We start from the raw sequence: 13,765 nt of genomic DNA, 5'->3' as shown, positions 1-13,765 counted from the left end.
CTCGGTCAGAGGGAGAAGATCCGGTTCAGCCGCTCGGTCCAGGCGGAGCGGCGCGCGTTGATGTAGGTCCAGTCCGGCGTGAACAGGCCGCGGCGGTCCATCTCCTCCACCGGATAGGCGATCCAGCGCTGCGTGTCGGCCGAGAAGGTGATGCCGGAGACTGGCGGCGTGGTCAGCGCGAACTCACTGAAGGGCTTCTGGACCGTCGGCTCGATCATGCGGTTCATGAAGGCCACGGCGAGTTCCTGGTTCGGGCCGTTCTTCACCAGCACCTGGCAGTTGGTGCCGGCGAAGGCGCCTTCCTTCGGGAAGGCCATGGTCACCGGCGCGCGGCGGGCCGTGTAGGGATAGACGTATTTGGAATACTCCAGCAGGCCGATATCGGCCTGGCCCTGCGCCACTTCGTTCGCCGCCTGGATGCCGTCGCCGAACAGGTTCTGGATGTTCGGCTTCAGCGCGGCGATGCGGTCCCACGCCTTGTCGATCTCATACTGCGCCTCGGCATAGGGCTTCCCTGTCTCCACCGCCGCGGCGACGATCAGGAAGAACATGGATGGCGTGTTGTTCGGGCTGACCAGCTTCAGCTTGCCGCGGTAGCGGCTGTCCCAGAGATCCGCATAGCTCTCCGGCGGGCGCACGCGGGTGTTGTGGAAGATGCCGCCGAGCGAGATGCCGAGCGCGGTGCCGTAGCCCTCGTTGTAGAGGAAACGCGGATAGAGGTTGGCCATCGCGGGCATCTTGTCGCGCGGCAGCTCCGCGATCAGCCCCTCGGCCTTGGCGATGGGAATTGCCAGGTCGTCGATGAACATCACGGAGAAGCGCGGATTGTCCTTCGTCGCGCGCATCTTCGCGAGATTCGCCAGGGTGAAGCCTTCCTCGGCCAGCACCTTGCAGCTGAAGTCGCGTTCGAAGGCCGGGATGATCTGGCGCTTGACGAAATCGCCCTGCGCGCCGCCCCAGATGCCCACGACGATCTCGCGGGTCTGCGCGGCGACACCCTTCACGAAGGGTATGGCCAGCGCGGTGCCGAGCAGCAGCCGGCGGGTGGTGGTGGTCATCATTCAGGCTCCCTGTTGGTTCATCCGGCGATCCGCCGCACGCCGATGCCGAGGCCCTTTTCGATCAGCAGCACCAGGCCGAGCGCGAAGAAGACCATCAGCGCCGACAGCGCGGCGATGGACGGATCGAAGAATTTCTGGATCGCGGCGTAGAGGAACAGCGGCAGCGGGAAGCTGCGCGCATCCGCCAGCCACATGGAGATCGCGAAGTCGTCGAAGGAGATGATGAAGGCGAAGATGCCGCCCGCGACGACCCCCGGCCGGATCTGTGGCCAGATCACGCGGGTGAAGATACGCAGTGGCCCCGCGCCGAGCACCCGCGCCGCATCCTCCTGCGTCGGGTCGGCCGTGGCCAGCGCGCCGGATACGGAGCGTACGACATAGGGGATGCAGACCACGGTGTGGCCGATCAGCAATTGCAGGAAGGCGCCGCGCATCCCGAGCATCGAGAAGAACTGCAGCAGCCCGACGCCGGTGACGATCAGCGGCACCACCAGCGGCCCCAGCACCAGCGCCAGCACCGCGCCGCGGCCGGGGAAGCGGCAGCGCACCAGCGCCATGGCGCATGGAATGCCGAGCGCCAGCGCCAGCAGCGTCGCCAGGAAGGCCAGTTCCAGCGAGACGCGCAGCGAGGCCTGCGCCTCGGGGTCCGTCAGGATCACGCCATACCATTCCAGCGTGAAGCCTTCCGGCGGGAACACGATGTAGGGCGTGTCGGAGATCGACATCGCCACCGGCACCACCAGCGGCGCGACGATGATCAGCAGCAGCAGCGCGACGACCGCCGCGAGCGGCCAGGGGATGCGCTCGCTCATGCCACCGCGGTCCAGCGCCGCAGACGGCGCCCCACGATGCCGATGAACACCAGGTTGACCGCCAGCACCATGGCGACCAGCAGCGTGGACAGCGCGGCGCCAAAGGGCCAGTCGTGCAGCGTCAGCACCTGCTGCTGGATCAGCGTGCCGAGCAACGGCGAGAAATTGCCCCCGAGAATCTGCGGCGTGACATAGGCCGCGGCGGTCAGCGAGAATACCAGCGGCAGCCCCACCGCCAGACCCGGCAGCGACAGCGGCAGGATGATGCGCCAGAAGCGCTGCACCGGCCCGGCCCCCGCAATGGTCGCGGCCTGCTCGGCGGAGGGTGGGATGCGCGCGATGGCGCCGGCCAGCGGCAGCACCATGAAGGGCAGGAACACATGCACGGAGGCGATCAGCACCGCCGCTTCCGTGTAGAGGATCGAGGGCGGGTCCTCGATGCCGAGCCCGCCGAGCGTCCAGGAGATCAGCCCGTTCCGGCTGAGGATCGCCGACCAGCCATAGGACCGCACGACGACATTCACCAGCAGCGGCGTCACCAGCGTCAGCGTCACCAGCCGCGAGAGCCAGGGCCTGCCGCGCGCCACCACCCAGGCCAGCGGGAAACCGACGATGGCGGCGACGCAGGCCGCCCATGTCGCCATCTTCGCGGTGCGCAGCAGGATGCGCCAGTAGAGATCGGTGGCGAAGGCGCGCCGGTAGTTCTCGAAGGTGAAGCCGTAGGTCATCACGCCCGCATCGGTGCGCGCGCCGAAGCCGAGCCAGAGCGTCTGTGCCACCGGCGCCACGAAGCACAGCAGAAGGAACAGCACGGCCGGGATCGCCAGAAGCCAGCCGGCCTTGGTCGCAGCACTTGTCACGCGATGAAGGCTAGCGGCCGGCAGCGCCGGACCAAGGCGCCGGCAACCCGGAAATTGCAGGACGCACGTCATGACTGCCCGGGATACGGGCAGATCCGCGCGTTCCCGCCGCTTATTTGGTCAGTCGTCGCCGCAGACCCACGTCGCGCGCCTGCGCGCGGAGATACATCTCCCGGTAATACGGCTCGAGCCGCCGCGCCTCGGCGAGCGCGGGCGCGAAGGCTTCGCGGTAGCCCGCGGTCAGTTCGCGGGCCTCCTGCCGCAGCGCCTGCTCATCCACCGTGGTAACGCGGCCATCCTCGAATACGACGCGACCATCCACGATGGTCATGCGCACGGCGGAAGCCGGCTCGCAGAACACCAGCTGGCGATGCAGGTCGTTCAATGGCGTGAAGGGCAGGCTGTCCAGGTCGAGCAGAGCGATGTCGGCGCGCGCGCCGGGCGCCAGCCGGCCGATGTCGGGCCAGCGCAGCGCCCGCGCGCCGCCCGAGAACATGCAGCCCAGGATCTCCGGCGCCGTCGGCCAGCGTCGGTAGTCCACATCGGACAGCGTATGCACCAGCCCCGCCATCTTCAGCGCCGACCAGGGGTTGATCGCGTCATCCGCCACGGCCTCGTCGGTGCCGATGCAGATCGGCACGCCGGCGTCGCGCAGCGCGCGGAAGGGCATCACGCCACTGCCGAGCCGCAGGTTGCACAGCGGATTATGCGCCACTGTCGCACCGGAGGCGGCGAGCAGCGCGATGTCGTCCTCGTCGATCCAGATGGCGTGGATCACCACCATCCGCTCGTCCAGCACGCCGAGGTCCTTCACCAGCCGCACCAGGCTCCTGCCGTATTTCTCCTCGCCCAGGACGCGCTGCAGCTTCGTCTCCAGGATGTGGCAGTTGAAGGGCAGGTCGTGCTTCGCGGAGAGCGCCGAGAGTGCGCGGAAATAGTCGAGCGTCACCCGCTGCGGCGCGGAGCAGGAGAGCGCGGCGCCGATCCGCCCCTCCGCCGCGCCGTCCCAGCGCGCGATCAGGTGGTCGTAGAGCTCCAGCAGCTCCGCGGCCGGCTGGATCGGCGCGGCATCCATCCCGTCGCGGATCTCCGGCGGCAGCAGATCGGCCAGGAACGGGAATTTCTCGTATTCGACGACGTTGGGCTGGTCGATCGCCAGGCGCGCCCGCATGCCGCTGTCGCGCCAGGCCTCGGCGATACCGTCGATGCCCTCCGCGCTGGCGACGGGGATGTGGAAGGCGTCGTCCATCACGCTGGTCACGCCGTGCCGCAGCATCTCCACCGCGCCGAGCATGGTGCGCACGTAGTTCAGGCGCTTCACCGGGACGCCCGTGGCGAGCGGCGGGACCTCGTAGAGCATGAAGACTTCCAGCGGCAGGCCATCCAGCGCGCCGCGCAGGAAGTTGCCGGGCGAATGGAAGTGGGCGTTGATCAGCCCAGGCATGGCCAGCATGCCCCGTGCCTCGATCACGCGATCGGGCGGCGTCTCTGGACAGAGGCCGGGGCCGATGGCCAGGATGCGGCCGCCGGCGACATGGATGTCGGCCTCGGGCCAGATGCGGCCGCCATCGAAGGTGAGGATCTGAGCGTTGCGGATCAGCAGGGACATGGCGGCATCTTCGCCGGTGCGGGCGGCATCTGGCCAGGGCCGCGCGGGGGTATGACGACGCGGACGCTCGAAGGCCGCCGCGCCCTTGTCACCGGCGGCGGCGCCGGGATCGGCCGGGCGATCGTGTTGGCGCTGGCAGCGGCCGGGGCTAGGGTGGCGGTGACGGATCGCGACGGCGCGGCGGCCGAAGCCGTTGCGCGCGCCGCGGGCGCCGCCCATGTCGCCTTCCCGCTCGACGTCACGGATGCAGTCGCGACGGCGCGCGTGGTCGAACGGGCTGCCGAGTCGCTGGGCGGGCTGGACGCCGCGGTGGCGAATGCCGGCATCTCCACCATGGCACGCGTGGTGGACCTCACCGAGGCCGAGTGGGACGCGAACATGGCGGTGAACGCCAAGGGCGTCTTCCTGACCAACCAGGCGGTTGTGCGGCATTTCCTGGCGAGCGGCACGAGGGGCGTGATCGTCAACACTGCGTCCCTCGCCGCGAAGGTCGGCGCGCCGCTGCTGGCGCATTATTCCGCCAGCAAGTTCGCCGTCGCCGGCTTCACCCAGGCGCTGGCGCGCGAGGTTGCGCCGCAGGGCATCCGCGTGAATTGCGTGTGCCCCGGCTTCGTCAACACCTCCATGCAGGACCGCGAGGCGGTGTGGGAAGCGCAGTTGCGCGGCATGACGCCGGAAGCGGTGCGCGCCGAATACGTCTCCCTCACGCCGCTCGGCCGGCTGCAGGTGCCGGAGGACGTGGCGGATGTCGTCGTGTTCCTGTTGGGCGACGCGTCGCGATTCATGACCGGCCTGGCCGTGGACGTGAATGGCGGCGTCTTCATGAGCTGAAAGGATTTTTTCGAGCGTGATTCCTGGCCTCTTCTCGACGCGGAAAACAATCATCGGCATGGCCCATCTCGGGCCCTTGCCGGGCTCGCCGCTGTACGACGCAGCACGCGGCATGGCAGGCCTGGTCGCGGACATCGAGGAAGACATCGCGGCGCTGCAGGCGGGCGGCGTGGATGCGATCATGTTCGGCAATGAGGGCGACCGGCCCTACCTGCTGAAGGCCACGCCCGAGTCGCTCGCCGCCATGGCCGCGATCATCGGCCAAGTGAAGGCGCGGCTGACCGTGCCCTTCGGCGTGAACTACCTGTGGGACCCGGTGGCAACGGTCGGGCTCGCGGTCGCCACCGGCGCCAGCTTCGCGCGCGAGGTCTTCACCGGCGTCTATGCCTCGGACATGGGGATGTGGCAGCCGGACTGCGCCGGCGCGCTGCGGCTGCGCGCGCAGCTCGGTCGTCCCGACCTCAAGCTGCTGTTCAACGTCAATGCCGAATTCGCCAGCGCGCTGGATAGCCGCGGCGTGGCGCAGCGGGTGAAGAGCGTGGTGTTCTCCTCGCTGGCCGACGTGATCTGCGTCTCCGGCGCGATCACGGGCCAGGCCGTGGACGGCTCCGACCTCGACGCCGCGAAGGGCGCGGCCGGCAGCGTGCCCGTCTTCGCCAACACCGGCGTCACCATCGACAACGTGGACAAGATCCTCGCCGTCGCGGATGGCTGCGTGATCGGCACGCATTTCAAGCGCGAGGGATACACCTGGAACAAGGTGGACCCCGACCGCGTCGCGCGCTTCATGGAGCGCGTGCGCAAGCTGCGCGCGTGATCCTGCTCGGCCTCGACATCGGGACGACCTCCACCATCGGCATCCTGGTCGAGGCCGGCGGGCGCGTGCTGGCCACCGCCTCCCGGCCCGTCGCGCTGCGCAGCCCGAAGCCCGGCTGGGCGGAGGAGGACCCTGCGGAATGGTGGGCGAATGCCTGCGCCATCATCCCTGAATTGCTGGCCGAGGCCGGCATCGCCGCATCGCAGGTGGCCGCGGTCGGCGCAACGGGCATGGTCCCCGCGCTGCTGCTGCTGGACGCGGAAGGCCGGCTGATCCGCCCGAGCATCCAGCAGAGCGACGGGCGCACCGCGGCGGAAGTCGCGGAGATCCGAAGCGCGACCGACGAAGGCGCCTTCGTCCGCCGCACCGGCAACGGCATCAACCAGCAACTCGTCGCGCCGAAGCTGCGCTGGCTGGCGAAGCACGAGCCGGAAAACTTCGCCCGCATCGCGACGATGTTCGGCTCCTACGACTTCATCGCCTGGAAGCTGACGGGCGCGTTCTCGCTGGAGCGGAACTGGGCGCTGGAGGCGGGGTTCCTCGATCTCGGCACGGGGGCTCTCGCGGATGACCTGGTCGCGCTGGGCGGCAGGCCCGGCGTGCTGCCGCCGCTGCGCGACGCGCATGAGGTCGTCGGCCGCGTCACGCCTGGGGCCGCCGCGGCGACCGGCCTCGCGCCCGGCACGCCGGTCGTCGCCGGCTGCGCCGATCATGTCGCCTCGGCCTTCGTCGCGGGCATCACGCGGCCGGGCGACCTGCTCATCAAGTTCGGCGGCGCCGGCGACATCCTTCTGGCGACCGAGGCACCGCGCCCGGACCCGCGCCTGTTCCTCGATTTCCATCTCGTGCCCGGCCTGTTCCTGCCGAATGGCTGCATGGCGTCCTCCGGCGCTGTGCTGAACTGGATCCTCCGCGAATGGGGCGGCGGGCTCGACCACGCCGCGCTCGATGCGCGCGCCGAAGCGGTGACACCGGGCGCGGAGGGGCTGCTGCTGCTGCCCTATTTCCTCGGCGAGAAGACGCCGCTGCACGATCCGCATGCGCGCGGCACGCTTGTCGGCCTCGGCCTGCATCACGGCCTCGCGCATGTCTGGCGCGCGGCGCTGGAGGCGGTGTGCTTCGGCTTCCGCCATCACCTGGAGGTGCTGCGCGAGCTCGGCCATCCGATCACGCGCATCATCGCCTCCGATGGCGGCGCGCAGAGCGCGCTGTGGATGCGCATCGCCGCCGGCGTGCTGGGCCAGCCCGTGCAACTGCTGCATGGCCATCCCGGCTCCTGCCTCGGCGCGGCCTATGTCGCGGGCATGGCGGTCGGCGCCTTCCCGGACTGGAACCAGGTGGGCCGCTTCGTCCGGCCGGCCGCCGTGGTGCAGCCCAACCCGGACTGGGTCGCGCGCTACGACGCGCTGTATCCGCTCTGGCGCGAGACCTATGCGCGGCTGAAGCCGCTCTTCCCCAAGCTCGCCGCTGTTTCCTGAGGCCGCCATGCTCCCATCGCAGGATCGCTTCGCCTACCGCTCCATCGAGGACCGCCCGCGCTTCCGCTGGCCGAACGGTGCCGGCGTCGCCGTGTATTTCGCCCTGAATGTCGAGCACTATGCCTGGGACGAGGGGCTGGTGGAGGACCTCGTCCCCGGCATGACGAAGCCCGACGTGCTCAACCCGTCCTGGCGGGAGTACGGCACGCGCGTCGGCGCCTGGCGGCTGCTCCGCCAGTTCGAATCGCGTGACCTGCCGTTGACGATCCTGCTGAACAGCGCGCTGCTGGACCACGCGCCCGATTTCGTCGCGGCCTGCCAGGCGCTGGGCCACGAGATCTCCTGCCATGGCCGCACCAATTCCGAGAGCCAGGCGGGGCTGGACGAACCCGCCGAGCGTGCCCTGATCGCGGAGGCCACCGCGCGCATCGCGCAGGCCACCGGCACGCCACCCGCGGGCTGGCTCGGCCCCTGGCTTTCCGAGACGTCACGCACGCCGGAACTGATTCGGGCTGCCGGCTACCGCTACATCCTGGACTGGTGCGCCGACGACCAGCCCTTCTGGCTGAAGACAGCGGATGGCCGGCTGCTGGCCCTGCCCTATTCGCAGGAGGTCAACGACAGCGTCGTCATTATGGGCCGCCAGGCCAGTGCCGCCGACTTCACCGACATGGTGATCGCGCAGGTGGACCAACTGATCGAGGATGCGAAGGACGGCGTGGCGCTGGCCTTCGGCATCGCGCTGCACACCGGCATCATCGGCCAGCCCTTCCGCCGCCGCCAGTTCGCGCGCGCGCTGGACCATGTCCGCGCCCGCGCCGGCGATCTCTGGATCACGCGCGGCGCCGACATCGCCGATTTCATCCACGCCGATCCGTCGCGCGCCGTCTAGCCGCCCTTCAGCAGCGCCTCCAGCGGCCCGGCCAGCCCCACCGTGGGGCGCAGGCCCGGATGCGCCAGGCTGCCGACCTTCGCCTTCGCCGTCTTCAGCTTCACCAGCATCTCGCAGAGGCCGACGCCCGACGCGATCCCGTCCAGCACCGGCACCGGCACGCGGTCGGCGATACGCGCCGGCATGCCCGCCATCGCCGCGCCGCACAGCACCGCCACCTCTGCGCCGGTCTCCTCCACCAGCGCCGTCGCGGCCTCGGCGACCTGCGCATCCACCGTCGCCGGATTCGCATAGGCATCCTTCGGTGAGGCGACGATGCTGCGGATGCCCGCCAGCCGCTCCGTCAGGCCGTACAGCGCGACAAGCTCGCGATAGACGCCCGGCGTGCCGAAGGTCACCAGCCCGAAGCGCGTGCCCAGCAGGCAGGCGGCGAGCATCCCCGCCTCCGTCATGCCCACCACCGGCACGGACAGAACCTCCCGCGCCGCCAGCAGCCCGGTGTCGTAGGAAACCGCCAGCAGGACCGCATCCGCGTCTGGCGCGTGCTCGGCCAGCATCTCCAGCATGGCGTGGGCTGCGATCGCGTTCTCGGCGCGGGAATTGATGATCTGCGCGCCGAAGCGGCCTGTCAGGGGCCGGATCTCGGTGCCCGGCAAGGCGACCGCCCTCGCCGCGCGCGCGCAGAGCTCCGTGACCTGCGGCGTGGTGTTGGGATTGGCGACCAGCAGGCGCAAAGCGGCGTCTCCGTGCCGAAGGGGACAGAAAGGGTAAGTATGGCCTGGGCCGCGCAGCCTGTCGCCCATGTCGCACTGCACAGGGCAAGGGCATCACGGACAATGCATGTGCATCATCCTGCCCATCCTGCCCAGAATCCCGGCACGTCACCGCTTGCGCGCCACGCCGGTTACAGGTTGCAATGCGTACGGACATCCTGAGGGAACCCGGCCACCATGCGCCCTGCCCGCCTTCTTCTCGCCGCCGCCTTCGGCCTGGCGCTCTCCGCCGGAGCGGCAACGGCCCAGACAAGCATCCGATGGCTCAGCCAGTCGCAACAGGCCAGCACGCAGTTCCCGGTCGAGAGCGCCGCGATGCAGCGCATGACCAGCGACCTCGGCGTGCGGATCGAGCGCAGCGAGTTCCAGTCGCTTGGCCTCAACATGGCGGACGCGCTGCGCCTGGTGCGCGCGGGCACCTTCGATGTGGTCTCCACCCAGGTCGGCCTCGCCGCCCGCGACGATCCTTTCCTCGAGGGAATCGACCTGATCGGCGTCTCCACCGACATGGGCGAGCTGCGCGCGGCGGTGAACGCCTATCGCGAGCCCTTCAACGCCCGCATCGAGCAGCGCTTCGGCGCGCGCGTGCTGGCCATCTGGCCCTTCGGCCCGCAGGTCTTCTTCTGCAACCAGCCGATCCGCACGCTGGACGACCTGCGTGGCCTGAAGGTGCGCAGCTTCACCGCCTCGATGTCCGCGCTGCTGGAACGCCTCGGCGCCACGCCGGTCACGCTGGCCTTCCCGGAAGTCTACCCGGCGCTGCAGCGCGGCCTGGCGAGTTGCGGCATCACATCCCCCACCTCCGCCAATACCGGCAAGTGGCCCGAGGTCACCACGCACCTGCTGCCGCTCTCGGTCTCCGGCTCGGTGCAGGCGCATCTGGTGAATCTCGCCTGGTGGAACCGCCAGCCGCAGGCCGTGCGCGACGGGCTGACGGCGCAGTTCCGCCAGATGGAGGACGCGCTGTGGCAGCTTGCAAGCGCCACGAACGAGGATGCCACCAACTGCTCGCTCGGCCTGCCGAGCTGCCTTCGGCAGGCGCACCAATCCTACAACATGACGCTGGTGCAGGTGAGCGAGGCGGACAAGGCGCGCCTGCGCCGCATCGCGGAGGAGGTGATCCTGGCGGAGTGGGGCCAGCGCTGCGCCCGCGGCTACCCGAACTGCGCGCAGGTCTGGAACGACACCGTCGGCCGCGCCCGCGGCATGGCGATCCGCTGAGATGGCGGCGCAGCCGGCGCGGCCGCCGCTTCCGCTCCGGCTGCTGGACTGGATGGCGAGCGGCTTCGCGCTGCTCGCCGGCATCGCGGTGTTCATCCTGGCGCTGATGATCGGCTTCGACGTGCTGGCGCGGCGCTTCGCCGGCTTCTCGGTGCAGGGCACCGACGAGCTCGGCGGCTACACGCTGGCGCTGATCGGCTCGCTCGGCCTCGCCTATGCGCTGGTGCGGCGGCGGCACACGCGCATCGACATCCTGCTGCCGCACATGCCGCGGCGTCTGGCGCGTGTGCTCGACGCGCTGGCGGTCGCGACGCTGGCAGGCTTCGCGGTCTTCATGGCCGACCATGCCTGGGTCGCCTTCGACGAGACCTGGACCTTCGACAGCCTGGCCAGCACGCCGCTGCAGACCCCGCTGTGGATCCCGCAGGCCTTCTGGATGATCGGCACAGCCGCCTTCGCGGTCTGCGCGCTGGCACAGGCCCTGCACGCGGCCTGGCTGCTCTTCGCCGCGCCGGACCGCATCGCCGCCTTCTACGGGCCGCTGACCACGCAGGAGGAGTTGGAGGAGTTCCAGGAGGAGCGCGGCGCCCACGGCACCGCGCCGACGCTGAACTAGGCCGGGGGATCCCGCATGATCGGTCTCGAGGGAATCCTCGTCGGCTTCCTGATCCTGCTCGGGCTGATGATGCTCGGGCTGCACATCGCGACCGCGCTCTTCGCCACCGCGGCGGCCGGCGCGTGGTTCTACTTCGGCGACGTGATGTTCCGCCCCTTCGGCACGATGATGTGGGGCACGCTCAACAACTTCCTGCTGGTCGCCATCCCGCTCTATGTGCTGATGGGCGAGATTCTGGTGCGCGGCGGCGTGACCGAGCGGATGTACGTCGCGCTGGCCGACTGGCTGAACCGCATGCCCGGCGGCCTGCTGCACACCAACATCGCCGCTTCCACGCTGTTCGCCTCGATCTCCGGCTCCTCCGTCGCCACCGCCGCGACGATCGGCACCGTGGCCTTCCCGGCCTTCCGTAAGCGCGGCTACAGCGAGAAATGGGTGCTGGGCTCCGTTGCGTCGGGCGCCACGCTCGGCATCCTGATCCCGCCCTCGATCAACATGATCATCTACGGCGCGCTGACCAACACCTCGATCGGCGCGCTGTTCCTCGCCGGTTTCCTGCCCGGGCTGCTGATGGCAGCGATGTTCATGGCGGTGATCGTCATCGCCAGCGTGCTGCATCCGGCCATCGCCGGCGGCGGCGAGAAGGCGGCGCCGATGGCCGAGCGCATCGCCCGGCTGAAGGACCTGCTGCCGCCCCTGGCCATCTTCATCGTCGTGATGGGCAGCATCTACGCCGGCTGGGCCACGCCGACGGAAGCTGCGGGTGTCGGCGTGGTCGCCGCGCTGATGCTGGTCGGCGCCAGCGGGCGGCTCAGCGTGCACATGCTTGTGCAGTCCATGCTGACAACTGTCGGCGTCACGGCGATGACGCTGCTGATCCTCGTCGCCGCCTTCTACCTGAACTTCATCGTCGGCGTGCTCGGCGTGCCGGCGCAGGTCTCCGCCGCCATGTCGGGAATCGACGTGCATCCCTGGGTGATGATCCTGCTGCTGGTGCTGCTCTACATCTTCCTCGGCTGCTTCCTCGACAGCCTGGCGATGATGATCGCCACCATTCCGATCGTCTTCCCCATCGTGACCCATCTCGGTTACGACGCGATCTGGTTCGGCATCTTCCTGGTGATCATGTGCGAGATCGCGCTGATCACGCCACCCGTCGGCATGAACCTCTATGTCGTGCAGGGCGTGCGTGGGCGCGGCACCATCGCGGAGGTCGTCTCCGGCACGCTGCCGTTCCTCGCCTGCATGTTCGCCATGGTCGCGCTGATGACCGTCTGGCCCGCCTTCATCGGTTTCCTGCCCGGCCTCCTCTCGTGACCGCGCCGGTCACCTGCATCCGCCGCGCCGCCTGGGCCGTGGCCTGGGACGCGGCGCGGGGCTCGCACGTGTATCTCCGCGACGCCGACATCGCCTTCGCCGGCAACACCATCTTTCATGTCGGCGGGCGCTGGGACGGCGCGGCGGCGCGGGAGGTCGACGGCAGCGCGCTGCTCGTCATCCCGGGGCTGCTCAACATCCACTGCCATCCGGCGCAGTCGCCGATCTTCCGCGGCTTCGTCGAGGAATTCGGCAACCCCCGCCTGTTCTATTCCGCGCGCCATCGCTTCCGCCAGGCCTTCATCCCGGATGTCGAGGCGCAGCGCGCTTCCGCGCGCTTCGGCCTGGCCGAACTGCTGGCGGGCGGCGTGACTACCGTGGTGGATCTCAGCCACGCCTACCCGGGCTGGCTCGACTTGCTGGCCGAAAGCGGGATCCGCGCCGTTGCCGCGCCCATGTTCCGCTCCGCCGCCTGGTTCACCGAGACGGGCCAGGAGACGCAATACGAGTGGGCGCCCGACCTCGGCGAAGCCGCCTTCGTGGAAGCCGCTGCGGTGATGGACGCGGCCGAGCGTCATCCATCGGGGCGCCTCTCCGCCATGGTCTCGCCGGCGCAGGTGGACACCTGCACGCCGGAACTCCTGCAGCGCAGCGCGGCGCTGGCGCGCGAGACCGGCCGGCCGCTGCACACCCACGCTGCGCAGAGCTACGCCGAGTTCGCCGGCATGACGCGCCGGCACGACATGACGCCGATCGCCTGGCTGCATCGCCTGGGCTTCCTCGGCCCGCACACCATCCTCGGCCATGCGGTGTTCACCGACGAGCATCCCTGGCTGGTCTGGCCGGAGCGCGCCGACCTCCACCTGCTCGCCGCCAGCGGCACCGCCGTCGCGCATTGCCCCACCGTCTTCCTGCGCGACGGCACGCTGCTGCACGACCTCGGCACCTACATGGAAGCGGGCATTCCCATCGCCATCGGCACAGACACGCATCCGCAGAACCTGCTGGAGGAGATGCGCGTGGCGGAACTGCTGGCGCGCGCCGCCGCCGGCCCGCGCCATCGCTGCGACACGGCGCGCGTCTTCCACGCGGCGACGATCGCCGCGGCAGGGGTGCTGGGACGCCCGGATCTGGGACGGATCGCGCCCGGATCGCGTGCGGATCTCGTCTGCTGCGCGCTTGATCACCCGGCCATGCAGCCGCTGCGCGATCCGCTGCGGAATTTGGTGCATGTCGCGGCGGAGCGGGCGGTGCGCGACGTCTGGGTGGATGGCAGGCAGGTCGTGGCGGAGGGCACCGTGCTGACCCTGGACCAGCCGCAAGCCGCGCGCACCCTGCAGGCCCAACAGGAGAGGCTGGCGGCCGCCGTCGCGCTGCGGGATCCCGCCGGCGCCGACATCGAGGCCTTGTCGCCGCTCGCGCTGCCGCTGGCGCGCTGACGGCGCACCAGCGAGTGCGGCGTCGCGTGACGAGATCGG

General features: G+C 69.9%; 13 protein-coding genes. 8 read left to right on the top strand and 5 right to left on the bottom strand.

Annotated features, from left to right (window positions below; genetic code table 11):
- Positions 1–5: 5 nt before the first annotated feature.
- From E4T13_RS03025 to E4T13_RS03010, 4 genes are all read right to left on the bottom strand, one after another.
- Positions 6–1,058: an extracellular solute-binding protein gene (locus E4T13_RS03025; protein ID WP_170984764.1), complete on the bottom strand. Its 1,053-nt coding sequence runs from the start codon at positions 1,056–1,058 to the stop codon at positions 6–8.
- Between the two features lie 20 nt (positions 1,059–1,078).
- Positions 1,079–1,873: an ABC transporter permease gene (locus E4T13_RS03020; protein ID WP_137176753.1), complete on the bottom strand. Its 795-nt coding sequence runs from the start codon at positions 1,871–1,873 to the stop codon at positions 1,079–1,081.
- A complete protein-coding gene (locus tag E4T13_RS03015) occupies positions 1,870–2,733 on the bottom strand; it encodes an ABC transporter permease (protein ID WP_170984763.1) in 864 nt (287 codons plus the stop codon). The genes E4T13_RS03020 and E4T13_RS03015 overlap by 4 nt, the downstream gene beginning before the upstream one ends.
- 112 nt (positions 2,734–2,845) lie before the next feature.
- On the bottom strand, positions 2,846–4,342 hold the full coding sequence (locus E4T13_RS03010; RefSeq protein WP_137176751.1) for an amidohydrolase family protein: 1,497 nt from the start codon (positions 4,340–4,342) through the stop codon (positions 2,846–2,848).
- Positions 4,343–4,393: 51 nt separating this feature from the next.
- Between E4T13_RS03010 and E4T13_RS03005 the strand changes: the two genes are divergently transcribed.
- The 4 genes from E4T13_RS03005 to E4T13_RS02990 are packed head-to-tail and all read left to right on the top strand — an operon-like array spanning position 4,394 to position 8,360.
- On the top strand, positions 4,394–5,173 hold the full coding sequence (locus tag E4T13_RS03005; protein ID WP_137176750.1) for an SDR family NAD(P)-dependent oxidoreductase: 780 nt from the start codon (positions 4,394–4,396) through the stop codon (positions 5,171–5,173).
- 58 nt (positions 5,174–5,231) lie between these two features.
- Entirely contained in the window at positions 5,232–5,990 is a 759-nt protein-coding gene (locus tag E4T13_RS03000; protein WP_137176749.1) for a BtpA/SgcQ family protein, read from the top strand.
- Positions 5,987–7,468, top strand: a complete 1,482-nt coding sequence (locus E4T13_RS02995) for an FGGY-family carbohydrate kinase (protein ID WP_137176748.1) — start codon at positions 5,987–5,989, stop codon at positions 7,466–7,468. Before E4T13_RS03000 ends, E4T13_RS02995 begins: the two co-directional genes overlap by 4 nt.
- A 7-nt stretch (positions 7,469–7,475) precedes the next feature.
- Positions 7,476–8,360 carry a polysaccharide deacetylase family protein gene (locus E4T13_RS02990; RefSeq protein WP_137176747.1) on the top strand — a complete coding sequence of 295 codons (885 nt, stop codon included), beginning with the start codon at positions 7,476–7,478 and terminating at the stop codon, positions 8,358–8,360.
- On the opposite strand, the gene E4T13_RS02985 is transcribed toward E4T13_RS02990, so the two are convergent.
- Positions 8,357–9,094, bottom strand: a complete 738-nt coding sequence (locus E4T13_RS02985) for an aspartate/glutamate racemase family protein (RefSeq protein WP_137176746.1) — start codon at positions 9,092–9,094, stop codon at positions 8,357–8,359. The genes E4T13_RS02990 and E4T13_RS02985 overlap by 4 nt on opposite strands.
- Before the next feature lie 216 nt (positions 9,095–9,310).
- Between E4T13_RS02985 and E4T13_RS02980 the strand changes: the two genes are divergently transcribed.
- From E4T13_RS02980 to E4T13_RS02965, 4 genes are read left to right on the top strand one after another with little or no spacing between them, the layout of a single operon-like run.
- The gene (locus E4T13_RS02980; RefSeq protein ID WP_137176745.1) at positions 9,311–10,354 is read left to right on the top strand and encodes a TRAP transporter substrate-binding protein; all 1,044 of its coding nucleotides are present in this window, start codon (positions 9,311–9,313) and stop codon (positions 10,352–10,354) included.
- A gap of 1 nt (position 10,355) precedes the next feature.
- Positions 10,356–10,970 (top strand): TRAP transporter small permease subunit, encoded by a 615-nt coding sequence (locus E4T13_RS02975; protein ID WP_137176744.1) that lies wholly within the window; start codon positions 10,356–10,358, stop codon positions 10,968–10,970.
- A gap of 15 nt (positions 10,971–10,985) precedes the next feature.
- Entirely contained in the window at positions 10,986–12,287 is a 1,302-nt protein-coding gene (locus tag E4T13_RS02970) for a TRAP transporter large permease (RefSeq protein WP_137176743.1), read from the top strand.
- Positions 12,284–13,726 carry an amidohydrolase family protein gene (locus tag E4T13_RS02965; protein ID WP_137176742.1) on the top strand — a complete coding sequence of 481 codons (1,443 nt, stop codon included), beginning with the start codon at positions 12,284–12,286 and terminating at the stop codon, positions 13,724–13,726. Before E4T13_RS02970 ends, E4T13_RS02965 begins: the two co-directional genes overlap by 4 nt.
- Positions 13,727–13,765: the final 39 nt, after the last annotated feature.

This window comes from Roseomonas sp. AR75, assembly GCF_005222815.1.
In the GTDB taxonomy this organism is placed as follows: Bacteria; Pseudomonadota; Alphaproteobacteria; order Acetobacterales; family Acetobacteraceae; genus Falsiroseomonas.
Note: the sequence above shows the minus strand (reverse complement) of the source record. Positions and strands in the feature narration are given on the sequence as shown.

Coding starts and splice junctions, on each gene's coding strand:
- E4T13_RS03025 (WP_170984764.1), bottom strand. CDS start 1,058: ATGACCACCACCACCCGCCGGCTGCTGCTCGGCACCGCGCTGGCCATA.
- E4T13_RS03020 (WP_137176753.1), bottom strand. CDS start 1,873: ATGAGCGAGCGCATCCCCTGGCCGCTCGCGGCGGTCGTCGCGCTGCTG.
- E4T13_RS03010 (WP_137176751.1), bottom strand. CDS start 4,342: ATGTCCCTGCTGATCCGCAACGCTCAGATCCTCACCTTCGATGGCGGC.
- E4T13_RS03005 (WP_137176750.1), top strand. CDS start 4,394: ATGACGACGCGGACGCTCGAAGGCCGCCGCGCCCTTGTCACCGGCGGC.
- E4T13_RS03000 (WP_137176749.1), top strand. CDS start 5,232: ATGGCCCATCTCGGGCCCTTGCCGGGCTCGCCGCTGTACGACGCAGCA.
- E4T13_RS02990 (WP_137176747.1), top strand. CDS start 7,476: ATGCTCCCATCGCAGGATCGCTTCGCCTACCGCTCCATCGAGGACCGC.
- E4T13_RS02980 (WP_137176745.1), top strand. CDS start 9,311: ATGCGCCCTGCCCGCCTTCTTCTCGCCGCCGCCTTCGGCCTGGCGCTC.
- E4T13_RS02975 (WP_137176744.1), top strand. CDS start 10,356: ATGGCGGCGCAGCCGGCGCGGCCGCCGCTTCCGCTCCGGCTGCTGGAC.
- E4T13_RS02970 (WP_137176743.1), top strand. CDS start 10,986: ATGATCGGTCTCGAGGGAATCCTCGTCGGCTTCCTGATCCTGCTCGGG.